Annotated in this window: 16 protein-coding genes, 3 rRNA genes and 2 pseudogenes; 8 read left to right on the top strand and 13 right to left on the bottom strand. The window is 67.3% G+C overall.

Annotated elements, in window-relative coordinates; genetic code table 11:
* The first annotated feature begins 119 nt into the window (after positions 1 to 119).
* Positions 120 to 707 carry a GNAT family N-acetyltransferase gene (locus LNW71_RS19850; RefSeq protein ID WP_250969458.1) on the top strand — a complete coding sequence of 196 codons (588 nt, stop codon included), beginning with the start codon at positions 120 to 122 and terminating at the stop codon, positions 705 to 707.
* 52 nt (positions 708 to 759) lie between these two features.
* Positions 760 to 1,935, top strand: a complete 1,176-nt coding sequence (locus LNW71_RS19845; RefSeq protein WP_250969457.1) for a winged helix-turn-helix domain-containing protein — start codon at positions 760 to 762, stop codon at positions 1,933 to 1,935.
* Positions 1,936 to 1,965: 30 nt separating this feature from the next.
* Here the strand turns inward: LNW71_RS19845 and LNW71_RS19840 are convergent, their stop codons facing one another.
* The 7 genes and pseudogenes from LNW71_RS19840 to mtnA all read right to left on the bottom strand — a co-directional run bounded on the left by LNW71_RS19840 (position 1,966) and on the right by mtnA (position 10,442).
* Positions 1,966 to 2,721 carry a response regulator transcription factor gene (locus tag LNW71_RS19840; protein ID WP_250969456.1) on the bottom strand — a complete coding sequence of 252 codons (756 nt, stop codon included), beginning with the start codon at positions 2,719 to 2,721 and terminating at the stop codon, positions 1,966 to 1,968.
* Positions 2,722 to 2,907: 186 nt separating this feature from the next.
* The gene (gene hpf, locus LNW71_RS19835; protein WP_250969455.1) at positions 2,908 to 3,597 is read right to left on the bottom strand and encodes a ribosome hibernation-promoting factor, HPF/YfiA family; all 690 of its coding nucleotides are present in this window, start codon (positions 3,595 to 3,597) and stop codon (positions 2,908 to 2,910) included.
* Positions 3,598 to 3,918: 321 nt separating this feature from the next.
* A pseudogene (locus LNW71_RS19830) lies at positions 3,919 to 4,643 on the bottom strand (ComF family protein).
* Positions 4,644 to 4,715: 72 nt separating this feature from the next.
* Complete coding sequence (locus tag LNW71_RS19825) at positions 4,716 to 6,485, bottom strand: LpqB family beta-propeller domain-containing protein (RefSeq protein WP_250972074.1); 1,770 nt, start codon at positions 6,483 to 6,485, stop codon at positions 4,716 to 4,718.
* Between the two features lie 85 nt (positions 6,486 to 6,570).
* Positions 6,571 to 8,601, bottom strand: a complete 2,031-nt coding sequence (gene mtrB / locus LNW71_RS19820; RefSeq protein WP_250969454.1) for an MtrAB system histidine kinase MtrB — start codon at positions 8,599 to 8,601, stop codon at positions 6,571 to 6,573.
* Position 8,602: 1 nt separating this feature from the next.
* Positions 8,603 to 9,292 carry a two-component system response regulator MtrA gene (mtrA, locus tag LNW71_RS19815; RefSeq protein ID WP_005316841.1) on the bottom strand — a complete coding sequence of 230 codons (690 nt, stop codon included), beginning with the start codon at positions 9,290 to 9,292 and terminating at the stop codon, positions 8,603 to 8,605.
* 4 nt (positions 9,293 to 9,296) lie between these two features.
* The gene (gene mtnA, locus LNW71_RS19810; RefSeq protein WP_250969453.1) at positions 9,297 to 10,442 is read right to left on the bottom strand and encodes an S-methyl-5-thioribose-1-phosphate isomerase; all 1,146 of its coding nucleotides are present in this window, start codon (positions 10,440 to 10,442) and stop codon (positions 9,297 to 9,299) included.
* A gap of 140 nt (positions 10,443 to 10,582) precedes the next feature.
* Here mtnA and LNW71_RS19805 point away from each other — a divergent pair, with 140 nt between their 5' ends.
* The 5 genes and pseudogenes from LNW71_RS19805 (at position 10,583) to LNW71_RS19785 (ending at position 16,024) form a co-directional block, all read left to right on the top strand.
* Positions 10,583 to 11,785 carry a glycerophosphoryl diester phosphodiesterase membrane domain-containing protein gene (locus LNW71_RS19805; protein ID WP_250969452.1) on the top strand — a complete coding sequence of 401 codons (1,203 nt, stop codon included), beginning with the start codon at positions 10,583 to 10,585 and terminating at the stop codon, positions 11,783 to 11,785.
* A gap of 4 nt (positions 11,786 to 11,789) precedes the next feature.
* Positions 11,790 to 12,482, top strand: coding sequence for a DUF4129 domain-containing protein (locus LNW71_RS19800; protein ID WP_374119430.1), 693 nt, complete (start codon positions 11,790 to 11,792; stop codon positions 12,480 to 12,482).
* Positions 12,479 to 13,704 (top strand): annotated as a pseudogene (locus LNW71_RS19795) (DUF4350 domain-containing protein). The gene LNW71_RS19800 and the pseudogene LNW71_RS19795 overlap by 4 nt, the downstream one beginning before the upstream one ends.
* Positions 13,701 to 14,702 (top strand): MoxR family ATPase, encoded by a 1,002-nt coding sequence (locus LNW71_RS19790; RefSeq protein ID WP_250969451.1) that lies wholly within the window; start codon positions 13,701 to 13,703, stop codon positions 14,700 to 14,702. The pseudogene LNW71_RS19795 and the gene LNW71_RS19790 overlap by 4 nt, the downstream one beginning before the upstream one ends.
* Positions 14,703 to 14,713: 11 nt before the next feature.
* The gene (locus LNW71_RS19785) at positions 14,714 to 16,024 is read left to right on the top strand and encodes a DUF58 domain-containing protein (RefSeq protein WP_250969450.1); all 1,311 of its coding nucleotides are present in this window, start codon (positions 14,714 to 14,716) and stop codon (positions 16,022 to 16,024) included.
* Between the two features lie 142 nt (positions 16,025 to 16,166).
* On the opposite strand, the gene rrf is transcribed toward LNW71_RS19785, so the two are convergent.
* The 4 genes from rrf to LNW71_RS19765 all read right to left on the bottom strand — a co-directional run bounded on the left by rrf (position 16,167) and on the right by LNW71_RS19765 (position 23,023).
* Positions 16,167 to 16,282, bottom strand: a 5S ribosomal RNA gene (gene rrf / locus LNW71_RS19780).
* A 79-nt stretch (positions 16,283 to 16,361) separates the two neighbouring features.
* Positions 16,362 to 19,486, bottom strand: a 23S ribosomal RNA gene (locus tag LNW71_RS19775).
* A 300-nt stretch (positions 19,487 to 19,786) separates the two neighbouring features.
* Positions 19,787 to 21,312, bottom strand: a 16S ribosomal RNA gene (locus tag LNW71_RS19770).
* The 16S, 23S and 5S rRNA genes sit together here, the layout of an rRNA operon.
* A 703-nt stretch (positions 21,313 to 22,015) precedes the next feature.
* Positions 22,016 to 23,023 carry a stage II sporulation protein M gene (locus tag LNW71_RS19765; RefSeq protein WP_250969449.1) on the bottom strand — a complete coding sequence of 336 codons (1,008 nt, stop codon included), beginning with the start codon at positions 23,021 to 23,023 and terminating at the stop codon, positions 22,016 to 22,018.
* Positions 23,024 to 23,144: 121 nt separating this feature from the next.
* Here LNW71_RS19765 and LNW71_RS19760 point away from each other — a divergent pair, with 121 nt between their 5' ends.
* Positions 23,145 to 24,170 carry an RDD family protein gene (locus tag LNW71_RS19760; protein WP_250969448.1) on the top strand — a complete coding sequence of 342 codons (1,026 nt, stop codon included), beginning with the start codon at positions 23,145 to 23,147 and terminating at the stop codon, positions 24,168 to 24,170.
* Here the strand turns inward: LNW71_RS19760 and LNW71_RS19755 are convergent.
* Complete coding sequence (locus LNW71_RS19755; protein ID WP_250969447.1) at positions 24,167 to 24,778, bottom strand: hypothetical protein; 612 nt, start codon at positions 24,776 to 24,778, stop codon at positions 24,167 to 24,169. The two genes, LNW71_RS19760 and LNW71_RS19755, sit on opposite strands and share 4 nt — an antisense overlap.
* Before the next feature lie 217 nt (positions 24,779 to 24,995).
* Positions 24,996 to 26,453, bottom strand: a complete 1,458-nt coding sequence (ahcY, locus tag LNW71_RS19750; RefSeq protein WP_250969446.1) for an adenosylhomocysteinase — start codon at positions 26,451 to 26,453, stop codon at positions 24,996 to 24,998.
* Positions 26,454 to 26,601: the final 148 nt, after the last annotated feature.

Below are 26,601 nucleotides of genomic sequence, written 5' to 3'. Positions count from 1 at the left end.
GGGCTGCCACTGCGTTGAGCTCGCAGTGCCCTCCCCGATCAACGGCCGAAGGGCACCGAAGGTGCCGCGAAGTCCGAAAAGTGCTCGCCACACGTCCGGCTCGTCACCAGAATCCGTACATGGAGCCGATCACTCTGACCACCGACCGTCTGCTGCTGCGCCCCTTCACCCCGGGCGACGCGGACCAGGTCTACGCCGCCTGCCAGGATCCGGACATCCAGCGCTGGACAATCGTCCCCTCGCCGTACAGCCGCGCCGACGCGGACCTCTTCACCCGGCAGCTCTCGCCCCGCGGCTGGCAGGACGACTCCATGTACAACTTCGCCGTGGTGCTGAGCGAGGGCGGGGCGCTGACCGGTGCGCTCGGCATCAACCGCCGGAGCCTGCCGGGCACGTACGAGGTGGGGTTCTGGACCGCCCGCGGCCACCGCGGTCGCGGTTACATGACGGAGGCGGTCCGCTGCGCCGCCCGCTGGACCTTCACCGCGCTCAGCGGGGACCGGCTGGAGTGGCGGGCCGAGACGGGGAACGTCCCCTCCCGGGCCGTCGCGCTGCGCGCGGGCTTCCGCATGGAGGGCGACCAGCGCTCGGGGCTGCTGAACAAGGGGGTCCGCCGGGACACGTGGACCGGCGCGCTGCTCCCGTCCGACCTCGGCCTGCCGGGCACCAGCGCCTACGTTCCGGCGAGCGCGGCCACCCGCCCGTGAGGGCCCGCCGGTCCCGGCCGGAATGTCAGTGCCGCCCTCTAGGGTTCGTGGCATGACGTCTGTGCAGCCTCCCGCAGCCGAACTCTCCGCCGACCAGGCACGCAGGATCGCCCTGCGCGCCCAGGGCTTCCTCGGTGCCCCGGACCGCCGGGCAGGGGTGCCGGGGGTGCTGCGGCATCTCGGCGCCGTGCAGCTCGACACGATCTCGGTGCTCGCGCGGTCGCACGAGCTGATTCCCTACGCGCGCCTCGGCGCGGTCGGCCGGCGCACGGTCGAGGAGGCGTACTGGTCGGGTGGCCGCGCCTTCGAGTACTGGTCGCACGCGGCATGCATCCTGCCTGTCGAGGAGTGGCCGCACTTCGCCTTCCGCCGCCGCGCCTACCGCTCGCGCCCGCAATGGCACCACGACCTGCCGGACGGCGCGTACGACACCGTCATCAAGCAGCTGCGCGCCGAGGGCCCGCTGACGGCCACGGAGCTGGGCGGCGCGAAGAACGGCGGGGAGTGGTGGGACTGGTCGGCATCGAAGGTCGCCGTCGAGCGGGCCCTGATGTACGGCGAGGTGGTGTGCACCGAACGGCGCGGCTGGAAGCGGGTCTACGACCTCGCGGAACGCGCCCTGCCCGCCGCGGTGCTCCACGACGACCTGGACGACGCGGAGTGCCTGCGCCGGCTGGTGGCGCTCGCCGGGCAGTCGCTGGGCGTCGGCACCCGCACGGACATCGCCGACTACCACCGGATCAAGGCCGAGCAGTTCGACGCCGTGGTCGCGGATTCTGGCCTGGTGCCGGTGACGGTGCAGGGCTGGGCGAAGCCGGCCTGGGCGGATCCGGCGGCACTGGCCGCGGAGCCGCGCGGCCGACACCGTACGACGCTGCTCTCGCCGTTCGACTCGCTGGTCTGGGAGCGGGCGCGCACCGAGCGGATCTTCGGCTTCACCCACCGGCTGGAGGCCTATGTCCCCAAGCAGAAGCGCATCCACGGCTACTTCGCGATGCCCCTGCTGGCGGGCGGAAAGCTGCAGGGCCGGGTCGACCCGGCGCGCGAGGGCTCCACGCTGGTCGCCCGGCAGGTGTCCCTGGCAGGCGCGAAGGCCGTGCCGCCGATGGCCGAGGCCCTGGTCGAGGCCGCGTCCTGGGTCGGCTGCACGGAGGTCAGGCTGGAGCGGGTCGACGCACCGGAGCTGCGTGATCCGCTCACCCGGGAAATCGCCCGCGTCCTGGCATGATCACGCATTCCCGGGCCTTTACCCGGCCCGTCACCTGATCTCGAGGATCTTTTCCCGCATGGCATAGACCACGGCCTCCATCCGGGAGTGCAACTGCAGCTTCTCCAGGATGTTGCGGACGTGGTTCTTCACGGTGTTCTCGGAAATGAAGAGTTCCTTCGCGATATCGCGATTATTCATGCCCGTAGCAACCAGTTTGAGGACTTCGAGCTCACGCTCGGTGAGCCGGGGAGCGGGCACCAGCCGCCGCTCGTCGGTCCGCTGGATCATGGACTTGAACTCGGTGAGCAGCTTCGACGCCATGGACGGACTGATCTGGGACTGTCCGTCGGCGACCGCACGGATAGCGGTGGCGACCTCGTCCGTGGAGATCTCCTTGAGGAGATACCCGGTGGCGCCGGCCTTGATGGCCTCGTAGAGGTCGGCCTCCTCATCGCTGATCGTCAGCATGATGATCTTCGCGCTGGGGGCCACCTCCTTGATCGAGGTGCAGGCCTCGATGCCGCCGCGCTTGGGCATCCGTACGTCCATCAGCACGATGTCGGGCAGCAGATCGGCCGCCTTGTCGACCGCCTCCGCCCCGTCCCCCGCCTCGCCGACGACCTGGATGTCCTCCTCCTGTGCGAGGACGATCTCCAGTCCCCTGCGGAAGAGGGCGTGGTCATCGACCACGAGGACCCGGATCGGCTCCTTGCGGGAGCCGCTGTCCTCGTCGGCCCCGGTATGGGCACCGGCCGCATCGTCGGCACCACTAGCATCGCGCACGGGCCCGAAGGTGTCCGCCATCGTTCCTCCCCCTGAAGGCCACGGCCTGAAGTTCACAAACTGTCTGCCAACGGCAGTTCACCCAGCACCGATTGGCTTGGGCCGCCATGATTTCATGCCTGGACGTCAGAGCGGTGATCCAGTGGTCGCACGCGGGTGCCCCTGGGGGCGCACAGGGCGCTCCAGGGGCACCACGGAGTGTGGGCGTCAGCCGCCGAGCGCACCACCCGCGCCGCCCGCCTCGTCGGCGGCCAGCGGGTCGGTCCTCAGGTGGATGACACCGTAGTCGTAGGCGTGCCGCCGGTAGACGACACTGGGTTCCTTCGTGTCGGAGTCGACGAACAGATAGAAGTCGTGTCCGACCAGCTCCATCTCGTAGAGCGCCTGATCGAGCGACATGGGTGCCGCGACGTGCGTCTTCTCGCGCATCACCAGCGGTCCTTCGCCCTGTACCTCGAGCGAGCCGATCCTGGTGGTGGGTACGGGCTTGGCCGTCTCTTCCGGGATCAGCTCGCCTTCACCGTTGAACGACGCCGCCTCCGGCACCACTTCGGCGACTTCCGCAGCGGGGATGCGGCCCGTGCCGCGGCGGCTGTAGCGCTTGTCGTGCTGCTTGCGCAGCCGCGCCTCCAGCTTGCCTGTGGCCAGGTCCAACGCTGCGTACGGGTCGCCTGCGGCCGCTTCCGCCCTGATGACCGGCCCGCGCGAGCGGAGCGTGATCTCCACCCGGTCGGAACGGTCTGCCTGACGGGGGTTCGGCTCCTTGGACACCTCCACGTCGAGGCTGATCACCTTGCCGTCGAACTTCTGGATCTTGTCCAGCTTCAGCTTCTCGGCCACGTGCTTGCGGAACCGCTCGGGCACCTCGGTCTTGCGGCCCTTGACGACGATGTCCACGCAGAACTCCGTTCCCGGATCGCTCCGCTCTGTGGCGGAGCGTCTCCCTCTTGCACCAGGCTCCGGTGGTCGCCGGAGCCGCGGACTCGGTGACTTCCACCTCCTCCTCCCCCGTCGGCGAGGTTCCACCCCACCGAATTTCCGGATACTCAACTTCCGGTGGGTTACCTGCCCGAAACCTGGTGGTGCATTCATCGAGGTCTGGCATTCACCATTCCTCACAACCGAACATAGCCTGCTCGACCACCTGTCGGCACCCGCTACTCGCACGTACCTCCGTTCAGGTCCTTTTACCCACTCGCTACCTGCAACGATGCAAGTTCACTGCCAGTTCCGGTTTATTTCGAAGGCGGACGGAGAAGCTGCGACAACGGCCGCCCGGCGCACCCTGGAAGCAGTACCTTCCGGCCTGCCGGACTCGTCGATCGCCCGTGCCGCCTCGGCCAGTGAGGCCCCCGTCGTGAGCAGGTCGTCCACCAGCACCACCGGTCCGGCGCCGAGGAGTCGCCGGCCACCGGCCACCAGCTCCAGCGCCCCCGCCAGATTCGCCTGGCGATCCCGGGCGCCGAGCCCCGACTGGTCGGCCACCGGGCGCCGTTGCCGCAGCACGGCGGCCACCCGCGCCGGGGTACCCGCGCGACGCAGTTCCGCCGCTGCCGCCAGCGCGATCCGGCGCGCCGGATCATGTCCGCGTGCCGCGACGGCCCGGCGTGCCGACGGTACGGGCACGAGCAGCAGCGGCCCGGGATCCGGTGGCCCCGCCCGGCCCTCACCGCGCCCGCCAGCGCCTTGCCGAGTACTCCGGCGAGGCCGAGTACTCCCCGCTCCTTGTGGGCCAGCAGCACCGCCCGTACGGCGTTCTCGTAAGCGGCGGCGGCGTGCACCGGGGGCAGACCGGCAGGCTCCGGCTCAGGTCTCACCGGGCGCGGCGCCCCGCCGTGCAGCTGAGCGCCGCACTCCTCGCACAGCTCGGTCCGCGGTCTGCCGCAGCCTCCGCAGGCCACCGGCAGGACCAGTCCGGCGATCTCCCGCCACCACCCGCGCATGGTTCCACTGTGCCCCTGCCGGAGCCTGTGGACCACCCCTGTGGAAAACGCCGGCAGGGATGGCCGCGGGCGTCAGCCCGGGTAGACCAGCGCCGAGCCCTGCTTGAGGACCGTCTGCCAGTTGTCTCCGGGCAACAGCTTCACTATTCCGTCGCCGAGCGTGTCCGCCATCAGCGGCAGCTGTTCGTCGTCCGCAGCGGCGATCGCCAACACCTGGTTCACCCCGGGCAGCACACCTGAGGAGGGTGTCGAGCCGTCCGCCTGCACATAACGCACCTGCTGCACCCCGCCTTCCTCCTTGCCGACCACCACGAGCCGGCTCCCGCCCGACCAGGAGATCGCGGTCACGTCCGCGAGCTGGGGCGCGGCCTGGCGGAGGTCGACCACGGAAACCTGCTGCTCGTCCTGCGGCCCGTGCCGCTCGATCCGGCCGATCTTCAGCGTCGTGTGGCCGTCCTGCGTCAGCAGCAGTGCGATGCGCACCCCGTCCGAGGACAGCCGCAGCGCCTTGATCCGGCTGTCGCCCAGACTCGGCACGGTGACCTCCTGCGGCTTGCCCGCACCACCGGCCAGCCGCAGCAGCCTGGAGTTGTCCGGGTCCCGGTCGGCGACCCAGAGGTCGCCCCTGCCGTCCCAGCTGGGCGCCGTGAGGCGGTCCTTCGCACTGCCGGCCTTGCTCGTCACCGCGGGGGGCGGCAGCTCGCCGTCCTCGGTGACGGGAGCCACGTAGAGCGCGTCGTCATGCTGCGAGAGCGCCGCGGCCAGCTGCTCGTCCCGGGCCACGCCGACCGCACTCACCCGCACCGGGCCGGTGCCGAACGGCCCGGCCACCGGCTCCGGATCGCCACTGCCCTTGGTGCTCCCCGGGATGCGCTGCACATGCCCCTTGGCATCGACGAAGTACTGGCTGTCCGGCCCGCCCGACGAACCGTCGGGGGCGTACTCCTCGGCCTGATCCGCCCCGAGGACGCACAGCGGCGAACCGTCCGAACGCTGCAGCTCCACCTGCTCGACCCGCGCGGACGTCAGCTCGCGGAGGGTGAAGAGCACCTGCGAGGCCATCATCCGGCAGGAGCGCTGCCCGGCCCCGTCCGCCTTCTTGTTGAGCGGGACCTTCAGTACGTTGCGGTCGTCGGGCGTCAGCGAGGTGACGTCCTTCCTCAGGGCCGTACCCGCGGGAAAGCGTGATTTGACCACCGGCCGCAGCCAGTCGGTCGGCCCCCTCAGGAGGCTGCGGACCGCCTGCGTCACGGTGTCCATCCCGGTGACGGGGTCCGTCCGGTTACGGATGTAGACGGGGTCGGCGACCAGTGTGGACTTGGCCTCCGACCGCCCGGTGGCGAAGTAGAACTTGTTGACCGAACGGTAGAGGCGCTTGAAGTCCGACTGCCCGAGCACCAGGCCGTCCGGCACGATGTCGATACGCCACTGCTTGCCGTCCGGGCCGTTCTGCCGCACCAGGTGGAGAGTGCGCGAATAGTCCGTCGGAGCCAGCGGCTGGTAGGCGTTCTGCTCGTCGACCGTGGCCACCTTTTCGCCGGTCAGGGTGTAGCTGACCTCGGTGGTGCTGCGGTCGCCCTCGTGGACCGGCCGCTCGCTCCGGTTCGGCGCCTTGGCAAGCACGGAGGTGACCGCACTCGGCTTCCAGCTGCTCGACGCCTCCCGCGTGAGGTATTTGCGCGTCGTCCGGAAATCGGAGTCATCGCTGGTCATCGACTCAAGGAAACCGTCGACCACCTCGTTGGGTGTGGCGCCGTCACGCGGTGCGACCGCGTAGACCTGCACCTGGGAGTCACCGGGCTGCGAGGCGTCCACGGCCTTGACGTCCCCGGTGACGGGCATCGAGCCGCACGCGGACAGCAGCAGCGTGCCGCATCCGAGCAGCACGGTCAGCCCCGCCGCACGTCCACGGCCGCCCTGAAGACGGTCAGCGCCCACGAGTCGTGTCCTCCCGCCCCGGATCCTGCCCAGGGGATTCGTTGTGGCCCGGCCGCTCCTCGGCGGGGCGCGGCACCACGCGTGCACCGCTGCCCGGCAGCGCCGCCGGGTGCACCGAGACGGGTGCGGTCCGGGCAGGCACGGGTGCGCGCGCCGGTACGGGCAGCAGCGAGCGGTCCGCGCCCGGCTGCTGGGAGGGCACCGCCATCAGCCGGTGCTCGCCGCCGGCAGCCGGCGCGGGGGCGGCCGCGGCCCGCTCCCGGTTCTCCCGGTTGCGTCGGGAGTCCTCGGGCTCCAGCGGTATCGGCGAACCGCGCAGCGGCTCGTCCGCGGTGCGCGGCAGCGTCAGCCGGAACTGCGAACCGCCACCGGGCTCGCCCCAGGCCTGCAGCCAGCCGCCGTGCAGCCTGGCGTCCTCGACGGCGATCGAAAGCCCCAGACCGGTGCCGCCGGTGGTCCGTGCACGGGCGGGATCAGCCCGCCAGAAGCGGTTGAACACCCGGGTCGCCTCGCCGGGCTTCAGCCCCACGCCGTAGTCCCGGACGGCCACCGCGACCGCGCCGCCGGCCACCCCCATCCGCACCACGACATCGCGGCCCTCACCGTGCTCCACGGCGTTCACGACCAGGTTGCGCAGGACCCGCTCGACCCGTCGCGCATCGGCCTCCGCGATCACCGGCTGCTCGTCACCGACCACCCGGATCCGGGTGCCCTTGCGCTCGGCCAGCGGCTCGGCGCCGCCGATCACCCTGCGCACGACCTGCCGCAGGTCTATCGGCTCTGCCTCCAGCGCAGCGGCTCCCGCGTCGAACCGGCTGATCTCCAGCAGATCGGAGAGCAGCGACTCGAACCGGTCCAGCTGGTCGCCCAGGAGCTCGGCGGAGCGCGCCGTGATGGGATCGAAGTCGACACGTGCCTCGTGGATGACGTCCGCGGCCATCCGCACCGTCGTCAGCGGGGTCCGCAGTTCGTGCGAGACGTCCGAGACGAAGCGCCGCTGCATCCGGGAAAGCTCCTCCAGCTGCTGGATCTTCAGCTGAAGGTTCTGCGCCATCTTGTTGAAGGCCTCACCGAGCCGGGCGATGTCGTCCTCGCCGGTGACCTTCATCCGTTCCTGGAGCCGGCCTGCGGAGAGCCGTTCGGCGATGCCCGCCGCCATGCGTACGGGTGTGACGACTTGGCGCACCACGAACCACGCGATGGCCCCGAGCAGGACGACCACGAACAGACCCGCGGTCGCCAAAGTGCCTCTGACCAGGGTCAGGGACTTCTCCTCCTGCGTCAGCGGGAAGACGTAGTACAGCTGGTAGGGGTTGCGGTCGATGTCGTAGAGCCGCTTGCCCACGACGAGACCGGGCTGCGACTCCTGCCCGTTCGCGTACTGGATCAGGGAGTACGTCTGAAACGCTCCCGGGCCCTTGTTCACGGACTCGCGCAGGCTCTGCGGAATGCTCGCGGCCTCGACACTGCCCGAACCGCGGGGCGCACGGGATCCTTCGTCGGCGCTGAGCGCCACCACATTGAAGGCGTTCTTCCCGCCACTGGCGAGCTGGTCGACCAGCTCGGTCCGCCAGGAGTTGTTGCCCGTCGTGCCGTCCGCGGCATCGCCGCCCTGTCCGGCGGCGGGGGTGACCGGCGCGTTCGCCTTTTCCTGGGCAGCCGCGAAACCGCCCGCGGCCTGGGTCTGGGCGGCCTTGCCCTTCGCGTCCAGCAGGCCGTTGCGCACCTGTCCGATCACGACCAGGCCGAGGAGCAGCACCACACCGAGGGACATCAGCAGCGTGCCCGCGACGACCCGCAGCTGAAGATTGCGCCGCCACAGCCGCACGGCGGGCAGCAGCGGGCGCCGCACCCAGCGCATCAGCAGGCGCGGGACCGGCCCGCCGGGCGCCCGGTCATGGAACAACCGGCCGCCCCGCAGGAACCGCCCGACGGAGGACGACGTGTGCCCTGAACCGGCAGCCCGCTCCGCACGGACTCCCGGCTCCCCGGGCTTCGGAGCAGTACTACCCAGGGACATGTCAGCTCGGTCCGGCCTTGTAACCGACACCTCGGACGGTCACCACGATCTCCGGCCGCTCCGGGTCCTTCTCGACCTTGGAGCGCAGGCGCTGAACATGCACGTTCACCAGCCGGGTGTCAGCGGCATGGCGATAGCCCCACACCTGCTCGAGCAGTACCTCACGGGTGAAGACCTGCCACGGCTTGCGGGCGAGCGCGACCAGCAGGTCGAACTCCAACGGGGTCAGGGCAATGGACTGCCCGTCCCGCTTCACCGAGTGCCCGGCCACATCTATGACCAGGTCGCCGATGGTCAGCTGCTCCGGTGCCGGCTCCTCGGACCTGCGCAAACGTGCCCTGATCCGGGCAACCAACTCCTTAGGTTTGAACGGTTTGACGATGTAGTCGTCGGCCCCGGACTCCAGGCCCACCACCACGTCAACCGTGTCGCTCTTGGCAGTGAGCATGACGATCGGCACACCGGACTCGGCCCTGATCAGCCTGCAGACCTCGATGCCGTCCCTACCGGGCAGCATGAGATCCAGCAGAACCAGGTCCGGCTTTGCCTCACGAAATGCAGCAAGTGCCTTGTCGCCGTCCGCTACGAACGACGGCTCGAACCCCTCACCACGCAGCACGATGCCGAGCATCTCGGCAAGTGCGGTGTCGTCGTCGACGACAAGGACGCGTCCCTTCATAAACGACATCATCCCATTAGCTAATCGTTATCTGCGATGATCTGGCACACAGCTCTGCCAGTCCGACCCCTGTGACCGGGGAGATTACGCCCTCCTCCGTGACGATCGCCGTGACCAGTTCCGGCGGCGTGATGTCGAAGGCGGGGTTGTACGCCTGGGTTCCCGGCGGTGCCACGAGCACACCGCCCGCTTCCCGCCCGACCACACCCACCCGAGAAAATGTGACCTCCGTCACTTCCCGGCCGGGCCGCTGTTCCACGGTGATCGATGCCCCGTCCGCGGTGGCCTGATCCACGGTCGTGGTCGGCGCCACCACGATGAACGGTACGTGGTGGTACTTCGCGAGCACCGCCAGCGGATAACTCCCCACCTTGTTGGCCACGGAGCCGTCCGCAGCGATGCGGTCCGCCCCGATGATCACGGCGTCCACCTCCCCCGCGGCGAACAGCGACCCCGCCGCGTTGTCCGTGAGCAGGCTGTACGGCATGCCGTTGCGCGCCGCCTCGTACGCGGTCAGCCGGGCTCCCTGCAGCAGCGGCCGTGTCTCGTCCACCCAGAGCCGCTGCAGCCGGCCCGCCCGGTGGGCCCGCAGCGCCACGGCGAAGGCGGTGCCCTCGCCGCCCGAGACGAGCGCTCCGGTATTGCAGTGGGTCAGCAGCTGATGCGCGTCCCCGGGTAGGAGCTCGTCCAGCAGGGCCAGCCCGAACTCGGCCATGCGCCCACTGGCCGCGGCGTCCTCCCGGTGCAGTGCCCGGGCCTCCTCCAATGCCACTGACGCCGCCCGCCGTGGGTCGGCACCCTTCTCGACGGCCGTCCGATGCGCCTCAGCGGCCCGCCGTACGCCGTACCCGAGGTTCACCGCGGTGGGCCGCGCCCGCTCCAGCAGTCCGGCCGCCTGCGCCACGTCCTGGCCCCGTGCGGCGGCGAGAGCCACCCCGTAAGCCCCTGCGATGCCCAGCAGCGGTGCTCCCCGCACCGCCAGCGTCCGGATCGCCTCCACCAGCGTGGCGACGTCGGCACACACCAGCTCGGCCTCTTCCGCAGGCAACCGCGTCTGGTCGAGAAGCACCAGCACAGGGCCTTCCGGCGGCTCGTCCCAGCGAAGTACGGGAAGCGCCGGGGGCTCGATGCCCAGCGGCGGTTGCGCGTCCTGATCAGCCATCCATCCAGTCTGCCCGGTGAGCCGCCCACAAATGAAGGGACGAAGGAGATACAAGGCCAGGCCCGGACAGGTGCCACGCGTGGCACGATGGCTGCCAACCTGACGCCACCATGCGCGGACAGGACCGTGAAGGAGCGAGAATGAACGACACTCCGGGCTGGGCCTCGCCCGGATCTGCCCCCTCCGACGGCCAGGAGGCGGGCATCCCCCGGCCTTCCGAGCCGGTCGACGGCAGCGGGCCTGCGGGGAACTGGTCTCCCACGCAGCCGCCCGCAGGGCAGTGGTCCCCGCCGAGCAGTTCCGGCACCGGCCCCGGCGCGCCGCCGCCCGCCCCCGGCTGGGGCGTCCGCCCGCCGGCACCCGGCTGGGGCCGTCGGCCCGATGCGGCGAAGCCCGGCATCATCCCGCTCCGGCCCCTGGGCGTCGGCGAGATCCTGGACGGCGCCGTATCCGCCATGCGCGCCCACTGGCGCACGGTCCTCGGTATCACGCTCGCCGTCTCCGTGATCGCCCAGACCGCGATCATCCTCGTGGAGCGTTACCTGCTGCCCGAGCCCCCGTCGGTCGACGCGAACGCGACCGGCGCGGAGGCCGTGCGACAGGCTGCCGACTCGCTCCAGTCCACCTTGCTGAACAGCACGCCGACCATGCTCATCTCGATGCTCGCCACGCTCTTCACCACTGCGGTTCTGACCGTGGTGATCAGCCGCTCGGTGCTCGGCCGCCCCGTCACTCTCTCCGATGCGTGGGCCGAGGCCCGTACCCGGATGCTTCCGCTGCTGGGTCTGACACTCCTGCTGGCTGTCATGGCCGCGGCCATCATGACCGTCGGTCTCCTTCCGGGGTTCCTGATCGGCGACACGGCGGGTGTCGGGCTGGCCTTCATCGGGCTGCTCGTCGCGTGTGTCCTGCTTCTCTGGCTGATGGTCCGCTTCTGCCTCGCCTCCCCGGCTCTGATGCTGGAACGTCAGTCGATCACCGCCTCGATGCGGCGCTCCGCCAAGCTGGTGCGCGGTGCCTGGTGGCGGACCTTCGGCATCCTGGCGCTCACCTGGCTGCTGACGCTCGTCGTGAGCCTGGTGATCGGCATCCCGTTCGGCCTCATCGCCGTGGCTGTGGACGACGGCGGTCTGAGCGCGTTCCTCACCGAGGGCGCCAACAGTTTCGGCTGGCCGTTCCTGATCGTCTCCGGCATCGGCGACGTGGTCGTCGCGACGATCACCTATCCGCTCTCCGCCGGTGTGATGGCCCTGCTCTACGTGGACCAGCGCATCCGGCGCGAGGCCCTCGACCTCGACCTCGCCCGGGCAGCCGGCCTGCCGGGCTACGACAACAGGAGCTGACGCCGTGTCGGGGGCGGGTGACACAGCGGCAGTACAGCTACTGATCCGGGCCGGCGGCGGCATACCCGTGGACACCTCACGGGTCCCCGCCCGCGAGGCGGCACGGCACGAACTGTCCAAGCCGATGTACCACGAGAACGACCCGAACCCCCTCCAGCGCGCCCTCGACCACCTCTGGACCTGGATCGGCGACCTCCTCTCGTCCGCCTCCGGTGCCGCCCCCGGCGGCCCGGTCGGACTGGTCGTACTGGCTCTGATCGCCATCGCTCTGTTCGCCGCACTCCGTTGGCGGCTGGGCAGCCCGCAACGCAGCCACAAGAGGCCGGCGGACCCCCTCTTCGAAAACGGCCCCCGCAACGCGGCGCAACACCGCACAGCCGCTGAGACCCACGCCGCCGCCGGCCGTTGGAACGAGGCGGTCCAGGAACGGATGCGCGCCCTCGTCCGCTCCCTCGAGGAACGGGCCCTGCTGGACCCCCGCCCCGGCCGTACCGCCGATGAGGCCGCGGCGGAAGCAGGCCACCCGCTCCCCGCACATGCCGCACGACTGCAGTCGGCAGCCCGGCAGTTCGACGACGTCGCATACGGCGGCCGGACCGCCGACCGGCAGGCATACCAGAGCATGCTCGCCCTGGACCTCGAGCTCGAGTCCGCCAAGCCGCAACTGAACGGCACCCTCCAGGAGGCTGCCGGATGACCGTGGCCACCGCCCCTTCCACCTCGGCCTCCCCCACCCCCGTCAGCTCTGGATCCGCATCCGTGGCCTGCTGCTCGCCGTCCTCGTGCTCATCGCCGCCGGAGTCGCCCTGGCCGCGACCCGCTCCGGCGATCAGCACGGACGTCTCGACCCCCGCTCCGCGGACCGCTACGGCAGCCGGGCCGTCGCCGAACTCCTCAAGGACCGTGGCGTCTCCGTCCGTGTCGTGACCACGCTCAAGGCCGCCACATCCGCGGCCGGCCCCGGCACCACCCTGCTCGTCGCCGGGCCCAACCTGCTGACGCCGCAGCAGCAGAACGCACTCCGCACCGCGACCACCGATGCGGCGGGCCGGACCGTTCTCCTCGCCCCGGGGCCTCCGTCCGTGAGCAGACTGACTCCCGGTGTCCGCGCGGAGTCCTCCGCCCCGGTGACCGCACGTGCCCCTCGCTGCTCCTTGGACGCCGCCCGACAAGCCGGCGAGGCCGAGACGGGCGGCGTTCGCTACGCCTCGGACAGCCACGACTCCCTCGGCTGCTACCCGGCCGATGGGCTCCCCTCCCTGCTCCTCGTCCAGCAGCAACGAGCGGGTGACACCGTCCTCGTCGGCTCCCCGGACTTCCTCTACAACGATCGTCTGGACAACCAGGGCAATGCCTCGCTGGCCCTTCAACTCCTCGGCTCCCGCCCACATCTGGTCTGGTACCTCCCCTCGCTTGCTGACACCTCCGCCGCGGGCAGCAGCGGAGACGATGGCGGCAGTTCGGGCGACGACAGCACCGGCGGCGAGAGCAGCTTCACCGACCTGATCCCGTCGGGCTGGCTCTGGGGCACCCTGCAACTCGCCCTCGCCGCCGTACTTGCCGCAGTCTGGCGAGCACGACGCCTCGGTCCCGTGGTCGCTGAACGTCTGCCCGTTGCCATCCGCGCCTCCGAGTCGGCCGAGGGACGCGCCCGCCTCCACCGCAAGGCCAACGCCCGTGACCGGGCCGCCGCCTCGCTGCGCCACGCCTCTCGTGCCCGCATCGCCCCTCTCGTCGGCGTCTCCCCGCGGGACGCCCACTCCCCCGCAGCCCTCCTGCCTGCGGTCTCCGCACGTCTCAGCACGACGGGCAGCGGCCTCCACGAGCTGATCTTCGGCCCGGCCCCGTCCGACGACGCCGCTCTCGTTCATCTCGCAGACCAACTCGACAGCCTCGAAAGGGAGGTTCGTACCTCATGAGCGCCCCGCCCCCAGCGCCCGCCGGGACATCCGAGACCATAGGAAGCGACGACGCGGCGCGCGCCTCCCTGGAAGCTCTGCGCTCCGAGATCGCCAAGGCTGTGGTCGGACAGGACCCCGCAGTCACCGGACTCGTCGTCGCTCTGCTCTGCCGAGGCCACGTCCTGCTCGAAGGCGTCCCCGGTGTGGCCAAGACCCTCTTGGTCCGGGCCCTCGCAGCGTCACTCGAACTCGATACCAAGCGCGTCCAGTTCACCCCCGACCTGATGCCCAGCGACGTCACCGGATCTCTCGTCTACGATGCCCGCAACTCCGAGTTCTCCTTCCAGCCGGGGCCGGTCTTCACCAATCTCCTGCTCGCCGACGAGATCAACCGGACTCCTCCCAAGACCCAGTCCTCCCTCCTGGAAGCAATGGAGGAGCGCCAGGTCACCGTCGACGGCACCCCCCGCCTCCTGCCGGACCCCTTCCTCGTCGCAGCCACGCAGAATCCGGTGGAGTACGAGGGCACGTACCCACTGCCTGAGGCCCAGCTGGACCGCTTCCTGCTCAAACTGACCGTGCCACTGCCGTCCCGCGAGGACGAGATCGGTGTCCTGACCCGCCATGCCGACGGCTTCAACCCCCGCGATCTGAAGGCAGCGGGCATACGCCCGGTCGCCGGGCCCGCCGACCTCGAAGCCGCTCGCACCGCGGTTGCCAGGACCAGCGTCTCCCCCGAGATCGCCGGCTACGTCGTAGATATCTGCCGTGCCACGCGTGATTCCCCCTCGCTGTCGCTCGGGGTCTCCCCCCGAGGTGCCACCGCTCTGCTCTCCACCGCCCGGGCCTGGGCCTGGCTCACCGGCCGCGACTACGTGATTCCGGACGACGTGAAGGCCTTGGCCCTCCCCACGCTCCGGCATCGCATCCAGCTGCGCCCCGAGGCGGAGATGGAAGGAGTCACCCCCGACTCCGTCATCACCGCAGTTCTCGCTCAAGTCCCCGTACCCCGATGAGGCGGTGAATTGTGGCCCTCACCGGACGCACCGCGCTCCTCGCCGCTTTGGGGTCACTCCCCGTAGGCATCCTGGCTCCGAGCTGGACGGGCATGCTCGCGGTCAATGCCCCGCTGTCTCTAGCAATTCTGTGCGACTACGCCCTGGCTGCGCCAGTGCGTCCGCTCCAGTTCACCCGATCTGGTGATACAACCGTTCGACTCGGTGACGATGCCGAGGTGCAACTCACCGTAGTCAACCCTTCCCGCCGTCGCCTGCGGGCACACCTCCGTGACGCCTGGCCTCCCAGCAGCTGGCTCTCCGGCACGGAAGAGTCCGCGTCGCGCCACAAGCTGATGATCCCGCCCGGCGAGCGCCGACGCCTCACCACTCTCCTGCGCCCCACCCGACGCGGGGACCGCCGGGCCGAGCAGGTCACCATCCGCTCGTACGGCCCGATGGGGCTCGCGGCACGCCAAGGGAATCATCAAGTCCCTTGGACGGTCCGGGTCCTGCCGCCGTTCACCAGTCGCAAGCATCTGCCCTCCCGACTCGCCAGGCTGCGCGAACTCGACGGTCGCACCAGTGTCCTCACCCGCGGCGAGGGCACGGAGTTCGACAGTCTGCGGGCCTACGTCCCCGGTGACGACACCCGCTCGATCGACTGGCGGGCCACGGCACGTCAGTCTGCCGTCGCCGTGCGGACGTGGCGTCCCGAGCGCGACCGTCACATCCTCGTCGTCCTCGATACCGGCCGAACCTCGGCGGGGCGGGTCGGTGACGTCCCCCGTCTCGACGCGGCAATGGACGCGACGCTGCTCCTGACCGCGTTGGCCACCCGCGCCGGCGACCGGGTGGATCTGCTTGCCTACGACCGTCGGGTACGCGCCCGCGTTCAGCGCCGGGCAGCCGGGGAAGTCCTGGCTGCCATGGTCGATGCGATGGCGCCGCTCGAACCGGAACTCGTGGAGACGGATGCGCGAGGTCTCAGCGCGACGGCTCTGGCGAGTGCCCCTCGACGTTCCCTCATCGTGCTTCTGACCAGTCTCGATGCGGCACCTATCGAAGAAGGCCTGCTCCCGGTCCTGCCTCGCCTGGCCCAGCGGCACACGGTGCTGCTGGCGGCCGTGAGCGACCCGCACGTCGAGGAGATGGCCGGCGCGAGAGGCACAGTGGACGCGATCTATGAAGCCGCTGCCGGAGCCCAGGCTCAGGCTCGACGGCGTCGGACGACCGAGCAGCTGCAACGTCATGGCGTGGTGGTCGTCGACGCCACGCCGGATAGCCTCGCACCGGCCCTCGCCGACGCCTATCTGGCTCTCAAGGCAGCAGGCCGCCTGTAGGAGCACGGCATACGGCGCCGGATCAGCGGGCGCGTCCTGTAGGAGGGACGTGGCCCGCCGGGAGCCATTCCAGTTCGTTCTGGTCCGGAACGCAGAAAAGCCCCGTGCCACAAGGGCACGGGGCTTAACTATTTTAAAAGGAGTTCGGCGGCGTCCTACTCTCCCACAGGGTCCCCCTGCAGTACCATCGGCGCTGAAAGGCTTAGCTTCCGGGTTCGGAATGTAACCGGGCGTTTCCCTAACGCAATGACCACCGAAACACTATGAAATTAACCAACACCGGAACAAAACACGGCCGTTCGTTATTTCAGAACTAACACAGTGGACGCGAGCAACTGAGGACAAGCCCTCGGCCTATTAGTACCAGTCAGCTCCACCCGTTACCGGGCTTCCACATCTGGCCTATCAACCCAGTCGTCTACTGGGAGCCTTAACCCCTCAAGAGGGTGGGAATACTCATCTCGAAGCAGGCTTCCCGCTTAGATGCTTTCAGCGGTTATCCTTTCCGAACGTAGCCAACCAGCCATGCCCTTGGCAGGACAACTGGCACACCAGAGGTTCGTCCGTCCCGGTCCTCTCGTACTAGGGACAGCCCTTCTCAATATTCCTACGCGCACAGCGGATAGGGACCGAACTGTCTCACGACGTTCTAAACCCAGCTCGCGTACCGCTTTAATGGGCGAACAGCCCAACCCTTGGGACCGACTCCAGCCCCAGGATGCGACGAGCCGACATCGAGGTGCCAAACCATCCCGTCGATATGGACTCTTGGGGAAGATCAGCCTGTTATCCCCGGGGTACCTTTTATCCGTTGAGCGACAGCGCTTCCACAAGCCACTGCCGGATCACTAGTCCCGACTTTCGTCCCTGCTCGACCCGTCGGTCTCACAGTCAAGCTCCCTTGTGCACTTACACTCAACACCTGATTGCCAACCAGGCTGAGGGAACCTTTGGGCGCCTCCGTTACTCTTTAGGAGGCAACCGCCCCAGTTAAACTACCCATCAGACACTGTCCCTGATCCGGATCACGGACCCAGGTTAGACATCCAGCACGACCAGAGTGGTATTTCAACGACGACTCCACAACCACTGGCGTGGCCGCTTCAAAGTCTCCCACCTATCCTACACAAGCCGAACCGAACACCAATATCAAACTATAGTAAAGGTCCCGGGGTCTTTCCGTCCTGCTGCGCGAAACGAGCATCTTTACTCGTAGTGCAATTTCACCGGGCCTATGGTTGAGACAGTCGAGAAGTCGTTACGCCATTCGTGCAGGTCGGAACTTACCCGACAAGGAATTTCGCTACCTTAGGATGGTTATAGTTACCACCGCCGTTTACTGGCGCTTAAGTTCTCAGCTTCGCCGACCCGAAAGTCAGCTAACCGGTCCCCTTAACGTTCCAGCACCGGGCAGGCGTCAGTCCGTATACATCGCCTTACGGCTTCGCACGGACCTGTGTTTTTAGTAAACAGTCGCTTCTCGCTGGTCTCTGCGGCCACCCCCAGCTCATGGAGTAAATCCAATCACCAGTGATGGCCCCCCTTCTCCCGAAGTTACGGGGGCATTTTGCCGAGTTCCTTAACCATAGTTCACCCGAACGCCTCGGTATTCTCTACCTGACCACCTGAGTCGGTTTAGGGTACGGGCCGCCATGAAACTCGCTAGAGGCTTTTCTCGACAGCATAGGATCATCCACTTCACCACAATCGGCTCGGCATCAGGTCTCAGCCTTAATGTGTGACGGATTTACCTACCACACGGCCTACACCCTTACCCCGGGACTACCACCGCCCGGGCTGGACTACCTTCCTGCGTCACCCCATCGCTTACCTAGTACAAGTCTGGTTCGTCGGCTCCACCACTACCCTCAACTCCGAAGAGATCGGGCCGGCTTCACGGACTTAGCATCGCCTGATTCAGTATTGGGCGTTTCAAAGCGGGTACCGGAATATCAACCGGTTGTCCATCGACTACGCCTGTCGGCCTCGCCTTAGGTCCCGACTTACCCTGGGCAGATCAGCTTGACCCAGGAACCCTTAGTCAATCGGCGCACACGTTTCTCACGTGTGTATCGCTACTCATGCCTGCATTCTCACTCGTGAACCGTCCACAACTCGCTTCCGCGGCTGCTTCACTCGGCACACGACGCTCCCCTACCCATCCATACTCCCGTTGGGGATATGTGTATGAATGACACGACTTCGGCGGTACGCTTGAGCCCCGCTACATTGTCGGCGCGGAATCACTTGACCAGTGAGCTATTACGCACTCTTTCAAGGGTGGCTGCTTCTAAGCCAACCTCCTGGTTGTCTCTGCGACTCCACATCCTTTCCCACTTAGCGTACGCTTAGGGGCCTTAGTCGATGCTCTGGGCTGTTTCCCTCTCGACCATGGAGCTTATCCCCCACAGTCTCACTGCCGTGCTCTCACTTACCGGCATTCGGAGTTTGGCTAAGGTCAGTAACCCGGTAGGGCCCATCGCCTATCCAGTGCTCTACCTCCGGCAAGAAACACACGACGCTGCACCTAAATGCATTTCGGGGAGAACCAGCTATCACGGAGTTTGATTGGCCTTTCACCCCTAACCACAGGTCATCCCCCAGGTTTTCAACCCTGGTGGGTTCGGTCCTCCACGAAGTCTTACCTCCGCTTCAACCTGCCCATGGCTAGATCACTCCGCTTCGGGTCTTGAGCGCGCTACTAAATCGCCCTATTCGGACTCGCTTTCGCTACGGCTTCCCCACACGGGTTAACCTCGCAACACACCGCAAACTCGCAGGCTCATTCTTCAAAAGGCACGCAGTCACGACTGCATGTGCAAGCACATACAGCGACGCTCCCACGGCTTGTAGGCACACGGTTTCAGGTACTATTTCACTCCGCTCCCGCGGTACTTTTCACCATTCCCTCACGGTACTATCCGCTATCGGTCACCAGGGAATATTTAGGCTTAACGGGTGGTCCCGCCAGATTCACACGGGATTTCTCGGGCCCCGTGCTACTTGGGTGTCTCTTAAACGAGCCGTTAATGTTTCAGCTACGGGGGTCTTACCCTCTACGCCGGACCTTTCGCATGTCCTTCGCCTACATCAACGGTTTCTGACTCGTCTCACAGCCGGCAGACCGTGAAAAAGAGATCCCACAACCCCGCATGCGCAACCCCTGCCGGGTATCACACGCATACGGTTTGGCCTGATCCAGTTTCGCTCGCCACTACTCCCGGAATCACGGTTGTTTTCTCTTCCTGAGGGTACTGAGATGTTTCACTTCCCCTCGTTCCCTCCACACTGCTTATGTGTTCAGCAGCGGGTGACAGCCCATGACGACTGCCGGGTTTCCCCATTCGGACACCCCCGGATCAAAGCTTGGTTGACAGCTCCCCGGGGCCTATCGTGGCCTCCCACGTCCTTCATCGGTTCCTGGTGCCAAGGCATCCACCGTGCGCCCTTAAAAACTTGGCCACAGATGCTCGCGTCCACTGTGCAGTTCTCAAACAACGACCAGCCACCCGTCACACACCGCTTACACGATGCTTTACCGGGGCCGGCAACCGAAGGACGACCATGACGGCCGTACCTTCAGATACCCAACAGCGTGCCCGACCCGACCGATCACCCTCCACGTTCCACGCCGAAGCAGTACTAGTGAAAAACAACCTGTCGTGCCGAATAGTCAACGTTCCACCCATGAGCAACCAGCACCGAACATTCGCCGGTGTACTGGCCTCTGACCCGGCGAACCGAGTAAGAAGTGCTCCTTAGAAAGGAGGTGATCCAGCCGCACCTTCCGGTACGGCTACCTTGTTACGACTTCGTCCCAATCGCCAGTCCCACCTTCGACAGCTCCCTCCCACAAGGGGTTGGGCCACCGGCTTCGGGTGTTACCGACTTTCGTGACGTGACGGGCGGTGTGTACAAGGCCCGGGAACGTATTCACCGCAGCAATGCTGATCTGCGATTACTAGCAACTCCGACTTCATGGGGTCGAGTTGCAGACCCCAATCCGAACTGAGACCGGCTTTTTGAGATTCGCTCCGCCTCGCGGCATCGCAGCTCATTGTACCGGCCATTGTAGCACGTGTGCAGCCCAAGACATAAGGGGCATGATGACTTGACGTCGTCCCCACCTTCCTCCGAGTTGACCCCGGCAGTCTCCTGTGAGTCCCCATCACCCCGAAGGGCATGCTGGCAACACAGAACAAGGGTTGCGCTCGTTGCGGGACTTAACCCAACATCTCACGACACGAGCTGACGACAGCCATGCACCACCTGTACACCGACCACAAGGGGGGCACCATCTCTGATGCTTTCCGGTGTATGTCAAGCCTTGGTAAGGTTCTTCGCGTTGCGTCGAATTAAGCCACATGCTCCGCTGCTTGTGCGGGCCCCCGTCAATTCCTTTGAGTTTTAGCCTTGCGGCCGTACTCCCCAGGCGGGGAACTTAATGCGTTAGCTGCGGCACCGACGACGTGGAATGTCGCCAACACCTAGTTCCCAACGTTTACGGCGTGGACTACCAGGGTATCTAATCCTGTTCGCTCCCCACGCTTTCGCTCCTCAGCGTCAGTAATGGCCCAGAGATCCGCCTTCGCCACCGGTGTTCCTCCTGATATCTGCGCATTTCACCGCTACACCAGGAATTCCGATCTCCCCTACCACACTCTAGCCTGCCCGTATCGACTGCAGACCCGGGGTTAAGCCCCGGGCTTTCACAACCGACGCAACAAGCCGCCTACGAGCTCTTTACGCCCAATAATTCCGGACAACGCTTGCGCCCTACGTATTACCGCGGCTGCTGGCACGTAGTTAGCCGGCGCTTCTTCTGCAGGTACCGTCACTTTCGCTTCTTCCCTGCTGAAAGAGGTTTACAACCCGAAGGCCGTCATCCCTCACGCGGCGTCGCTGCATCAGGCTTTCGCCCATTGTGCAATATTCCCCACTGCTGCCTCCCGTAGGAGTCTGGGCCGTGTCTCAGTCCCAGTGTGGCCGGTCGCCCTCTCAGGCCGGCTACCCGTCGTCGCCTTGGTAGGCCATTACCCCACCAACTAGCTGATAGGCCGCGGGCTCATCCTTCACCGCCGGAGCTTTTAACCTTCCCCCATGAGAGGGAAAGTATTATCCGGTATTAGACCCCGTTTCCAGGGCTTGTCCCAGAGTGAAGGGCAGATTGCCCACGTGTTACTCACCCGTTCGCCACTAATCCACCCCGAAGGGCTTCATCGTTCGACTTGCATGTGTTAAGCACGCCGCCAGCGTTCGTCCTGAGCCAGGATCAAACTCTCCGTGAATGTTTTCCCGTAATCGGGATCACACACACGAGAGCGGAACGATCAAGTCGGAATAAGACCGACCGTCCACTGTGTCCTCGCTATGTGCATTGCCTGCCAGGTCAGTGACCTCGCAGGACTTTCAAAGGAACCTCGAACCTGCCGAAGCAGGTCGGGGTATCAACATATCTGGCGTTGACTTTTGGCACGCTGTTGAGTTCTCAAGGAACGGACGCTTCCTTTGTACTCACCGCAGAACATTTTCTGCGACTTTCCTCCGGGCGCTTCCCTTCGGTCTTGCGTTTCCGACTCTATCAGACTCTTTCGTGTCCGATTCCCGGTCGAAGCGGGCCTCGCATTTTCGCTTTCCAGTTCTTCGCTTTCGCGTTTCCCTTTCCGGCGGTTCCAACCTTACCAGACTCAATTTCGTTCCGTTTCCGGTTCGAATTTGATTTCCGGTGGCCGTTGAAGTGGCCTTGCCTTTCGGCTGACTCGACTTTATCAGAATCAGTTCGGCCGAACTAACCGGCTTGATGATTCAGAAAGTGGGAGTCGGTGGCTCTGCGGAAATTCAATTTCCGGTGAGAGCGAGATGAACTGTAACTGCTGGGCCCGAACTTGTCCAGTTCGAGGCAACCGTTCTAATCTACCTCCCCCAGTCCGCCGTGTCAACGGTTTTTTGGGGCGAGGAGGAGACTAGCAGGTCAGCAGCGGCGTACGCACATCACGCAGCCACCGGCAGCTCGGCGCTCCGTTCGGCAGCGCCGATGTCTCCCGCGTCGCCGGTTCGGGCTGCCCGGCCCCCCAGGATGTAGACGTACGCGAGAAAGGCCAGCTCGGCGGCGATTCCTATGGCGATACGGGCCCAGGTCGGGAGGCCGGAGGGGGTGACGAAGCCTTCGATGACGCCCGAGACGAAGAGGACGAGGGCCAGGCCGATGGCCATGCCGATCGCGGCGCGGCCCTGCTGCGCAAGAGCTGTCCGCCGGGTACGCGGGCCTGGGTCGATGACCGTCCAGCCGAGGCGCAGGCCGGTGCCTGCCGCGACGAAGACGGCTGTCAGTTCGAGCAGTCCGTGCGGAAGGACCAGGCCGAGGAAGGTGTCGAGCCGGCCGGCCGAGGACATCAGGCCGATGCCCACCCCGAGGTTGAGCACGTTGACGAAGAGGATCCAGATCACCGGGACACAGAGGAACGCGCCCAGCACCAGGCACATGGCGGCGGCCTGGGCGTTGTTCGTCCAGACCTGGGCGGCGAACGAGGCCGCGGGATGGCTCGAGTAGTAGGTCTCGTACTCCCCGCCCGGGCTGGTCAGACGGCGGAGGTCGTCCGGGGCGGCGATGGCCGACTGGACTTCCGGGTGGGTACCGATCCACCAGCCGATCAGAGCGGCCAGCAGCGTGGAGGCGACGGCCGTCGGTATCCACCAGTGCCTGGAGCGGTAGACCGCTGCGGGGAATCCCGCCGTGAGGAATTGCGCGGCGTCGCGCCAGGAGGCGCGGCGGGTACCGGTCACCGTGGAACGGGCTCGGGCCACCAATTGTGTGAGGCGCGCGGTGAGCAGTGGGTCGGGCGCACCGGACTGAACCATGGAGAGATGGGTTGCCGTGCGCTGGTAGAGGTCGACGAGCTCGTCGGCTTCCGCGCCTGTGAGCCTGCGCCCGCGGTGCAGGAGGTGATCCAGGCGGTCCCACTCACTGCGGTGGGCGTTGACGAAGACGTCGAGGTCCATGGTCGGCTGCTGCTCCAGGCATGGGTGCGAACGGGTCCGTACTACTGCGGCGCGTCTGCCGGTCAGCTTGGCAGACTGTGGCCCCGAGGGGCAGGGATGGTCGGCGAAGGGGTGGGCGGCGATGAATGAACTCGTGACCGGGGACGCGGTCGTGCTGGGGCTGCGGCCGGCGAAACTGCCGAGCCGTGCGCTGGCTCTGGTCATCGATCTGGTTGTGGTGGGAACGGCGTTCGTGGCGGTGTCCATCGGGCTGGTCATGGCTACGGCCGCGCTCGACGAGGCGGCAACGGCCGCCATCTCCGTGGCGACCTTCCTGCTGGTCCTGGTGGGGGCGCCGATCGCGGTGGAGACGCTCAGCCACGGCCGTTCGCTGGGGAAGCTGGCATGCGGGCTGCGGGTGGTGCGGGACGACGGCGGGCCGATCCGGTTCCGGCACGCGCTGGTGCGCGGGGCGATGGGCGTCGTGGAGATCCTGATGACTGTCGGGGTAGTCGCCTCCGTCGCGTCGCTGGTGTCGGCGCGTGGGAGACGGCTCGGGGACGTCTTCGCGGGGACGCTCGTCATACGGGAGCGGGTGCCGGCGGGCCGGGCCGCCGCGGTGCCGCCTCCGCCGCCGTGGCTGGTCGGAAGGTTCGCCGGGCTGGACCTTTCCGCGGTTCCGGACGAGCTGTGGCTGGCCGTACGGCAGTACCTGACGCGGATGCACCAGCTGGATGCCGACGTGGGGCGCAGCATGGCCGGGCGGCTGGCCGGTGAGCTTGCGGCGCGGACGGGGGTTCCGGCTCCGGCGGGCGTACCCGCGGCGGCTTTTCTGGCGGCTGTGGTGAACGAGCGGCAGGTGCGGGACGCCCGCCGGGTGTTCGCCGCCGGCCGCTCCGCTGCCGGCGGTCCTGCGGGAGTGGGGGCGCATGCGGGGTGGCCCGGCCCGATGGCGGGGACGGTGACCGCGCCGTGGGGCTCGGGGGCTCACCCCGCACCCCCAGCTCATTCCGCTCCGTCGGCTCCTGCGGCTCCGTCACCTCACCCCGCTCCTGCGGCTCATCCGGCGCGGGTGGCGCCCGTCCGGTCCGGCGGGGCGGACGGTGCGGCTGCTCCCGGGGTGGACGGGGCACAGCCGCCGGCTACCGGATTCGCTCCGCCCGCTTAACGGGTCGAGGGCGGTGACTCCAGCTCTTCGAGCTCGATGCCCGGGGCCGCCAGGACCACGTCGCCTGCGATGTGGACGGTGTGCTGCTCGCCGGTGTCCAGCGCGTTGACCTGGTACTCGTCCACGGTCAGCGGGCCGTTGTCAGTGGCGTGCGCTTCACTGTTCACCAGGGCCCAGGACTGGTCGACGGTACGGGGTGCGAGGACCGGATCCGTGAAGGTGACGACGCGGAGACGGGTCGTCGGGGAATCGGGGGTGAGGCGGAGCAGGCGTGCGGTCGCGATGAGGAACGCGGGGGAAGTGCCGGTGAAGGTGTGTGCGCGGACATTGCCTTCGGTGGCATGGGTGCCGGTCGGATCGGTGCGGACCCAGGTGACGCCTTCGAGGGCGGCGCCGCGGATCTGCCAGCTCGATGCGTGGAGTTCGAGGCGGATGGGGCGGCCGAGCTCGTCGAGGGTGAGATCGACGGATCCGAGGTGATCGCCGGACGGGGCGGTCGACTGGGAGACGTAGCGCCAGCCGGAGGGGCCGGGGGCGCAGTGGAAGTGCTCTTCACCGAGGGGGGTGTGGTCGTGAAGATCGTGGAGCGAATATCGGCCGCGGGGCATGGGGTCCTTCGGGTTCCTCGGGCTGTGCGGGTGCGGTACGACGCAGGCCCCCGACACGGGGGTGCGGGGGCCTGCGTTCGTAGCTGCTGCTGAGTCACCGGGTCCGTTGACGCTGTCGCGTCCGCGGACTGCGATGGCGCGGGGTCTGCCGGGGGCCGGTTGTCACTGACCGGTGGTGACTGTGACCGGTCACCGGCAGTCCCTCGCGGTTACGGGATCAGTAGCGGTAGTGGTCGGACTTGTACGGGCCGTCGACCTCGACACCGATGTAGGAGGCCTGCTCGGGGCGGAGCGTCGTGAGACGCACGCCGAGCGCGGCCAGGTGGAGGCGGGCGACCTTCTCGTCGAGGTGCTTGGGCAGCACGTAGACGTCGGTCGGGTACTCGGACTCCTTGGTGAACAGCTCGATCTGGGCGAGCGTCTGGTCCGCGAAGCTGTTGGACATCACGAACGACGGGTGGCCCGTGGCGTTGCCCAGGTTCAGCAGACGACCCTCCGACAGCACGATCAGGACCTTGCCGTCGGGGAACGTCCAGGTGTGGACCTGCGGCTTGACCTCGTCCTTCACGACACCGTCGATCTTCGCGAGGCCGGCCATGTCGATCTCGTTGTCGAAGTGACCGATGTTCCCGACGATGGCCTGGTGCTTCATCCTGGCCATGTCGGCGGCCATGATGATGTCCTTGTTGCCCGTCGTCGTGACGAAGATGTCCCCCTGCTCCACGACGTCGTCGAGGGTGGCCACCTGGTAGCCGTCCATCGCCGCCTGCAGCGCGCAGATCGGGTCGATCTCCGTGATGATCACCCGGGCGCCCTGGCCGCGCAGCGACTCCGCACAGCCCTTGCCCACGTCGCCGTAACCGCAGACGACGGCGGTCTTGCCGCCGATCAGGACGTCGGTGGCACGGTTGATGCCGTCGATCAGCGAGTGGCGGCAGCCGTACTTGTTGTCGAACTTCGACTTGGTGACCGCGTCGTTGACGTTGATCGCCGGGAACAGGAGGGTGCCGTCGCGGTGCATCTCGTAGAGCCGGTGCACACCGGTGGTGGTCTCCTCGGTGACGCCGCGGATCTCGGACGCCAGCTGGGTCCACTTCTGCGGGGACTCGCCGAGGGTGCGGTTCAGCACGGTGAGGATGTTGGCGTACTCCTCGCTGTCCGCGGTCGACGGGTCCGGGGCGGCGCCTGCCTTCTCGAACTCGACGCCCTTGTGGACGAGGAGGGTGGCGTCACCACCGTCGTCGAGGATCATGTTCGGGCCGCCGGTGGGCGTGTTCGGCCAGGTCAGGGCCTGCTCCGTGCACCACCAGTACTCCGCCAGGCTCTCGCCCTTCCAGGCGAAGACCGGAACGCCGGCGGGGGCCTCCGGGGTGCCGTTCGGGCCGACCGCGATGGCGGCGGCCGCGTGGTCCTGGGTGGAGAAGATGTTGCAGGAGGCCCAGCGGACCTCGGCGCCCAGGGCGACCAGGGTCTCGATCAGCACGGCCGTCTGCACGGTCATGTGCAGCGAACCGGTGATGCGGGCGCCGGCCAGCGGCTGCGTGGCGGCGTACTCCTTGCGGATCGACATCAGGCCGGGCATCTCGTGCTCGGCCAGGGTGATCTCCTTGCGGCCGAAGGCTGCGAGGGAGAGGTCGGCGACCTTGAAGTCCTGTCGATTGGCGACCGTCGTCATAACGTGCTGCTCCTCGTGATGCGGTTCGAGGGTGGGTGGTCGGCTCTGCGGTCGGCCGGGCACACGAATGCCCGAGCGGTTCGCAGCGCGTTCCGTCGGAGGCCCTCTCTCCCTCGGCCGGTCCCGCGTACGGACCGATCGACCGCCA

Source organism: Streptomyces sp. RKAG290 (assembly GCF_023701695.1).
Taxonomy (GTDB): domain Bacteria; phylum Actinomycetota; class Actinomycetes; order Streptomycetales; family Streptomycetaceae; genus Streptomyces.
This window is presented reverse-complemented; position numbering and strand designations above follow the sequence as displayed.

What these genes read in the sequence shown, in the direction of transcription:
- LNW71_RS19850 (WP_250969458.1), top strand. Translation starts at nt 120, where the DNA reads ATGGAGCCGATCACTCTGACCACCGACCGTCTGCTGCTGCGCCCCTTC.
- LNW71_RS19845 (WP_250969457.1), top strand. Translation starts at nt 760, where the DNA reads ATGACGTCTGTGCAGCCTCCCGCAGCCGAACTCTCCGCCGACCAGGCA.
- LNW71_RS19840 (WP_250969456.1), bottom strand. Translation starts at nt 2,721, where the DNA reads ATGGCGGACACCTTCGGGCCCGTGCGCGATGCTAGTGGTGCCGACGAT.
- LNW71_RS19825 (WP_250972074.1), bottom strand. Translation starts at nt 6,485, where the DNA reads ATGCCCGTCACCGGGGACGTCAAGGCCGTGGACGCCTCGCAGCCCGGT.
- mtrB (WP_250969454.1), bottom strand. Translation starts at nt 8,601, where the DNA reads ATGTCCCTGGGTAGTACTGCTCCGAAGCCCGGGGAGCCGGGAGTCCGT.
- mtrA (WP_005316841.1), bottom strand. Translation starts at nt 9,292, where the DNA reads ATGATGTCGTTTATGAAGGGACGCGTCCTTGTCGTCGACGACGACACC.
- mtnA (WP_250969453.1), bottom strand. Translation starts at nt 10,442, where the DNA reads ATGGCTGATCAGGACGCGCAACCGCCGCTGGGCATCGAGCCCCCGGCG.
- LNW71_RS19805 (WP_250969452.1), top strand. Translation starts at nt 10,583, where the DNA reads ATGAACGACACTCCGGGCTGGGCCTCGCCCGGATCTGCCCCCTCCGAC.
- LNW71_RS19790 (WP_250969451.1), top strand. Translation starts at nt 13,701, where the DNA reads ATGAGCGCCCCGCCCCCAGCGCCCGCCGGGACATCCGAGACCATAGGA.
- LNW71_RS19765 (WP_250969449.1), bottom strand. Translation starts at nt 23,023, where the DNA reads ATGGACCTCGACGTCTTCGTCAACGCCCACCGCAGTGAGTGGGACCGC.
- LNW71_RS19760 (WP_250969448.1), top strand. Translation starts at nt 23,145, where the DNA reads ATGAATGAACTCGTGACCGGGGACGCGGTCGTGCTGGGGCTGCGGCCG.
- LNW71_RS19755 (WP_250969447.1), bottom strand. Translation starts at nt 24,778, where the DNA reads ATGCCCCGCGGCCGATATTCGCTCCACGATCTTCACGACCACACCCCC.
- ahcY (WP_250969446.1), bottom strand. Translation starts at nt 26,453, where the DNA reads ATGACGACGGTCGCCAATCGACAGGACTTCAAGGTCGCCGACCTCTCC.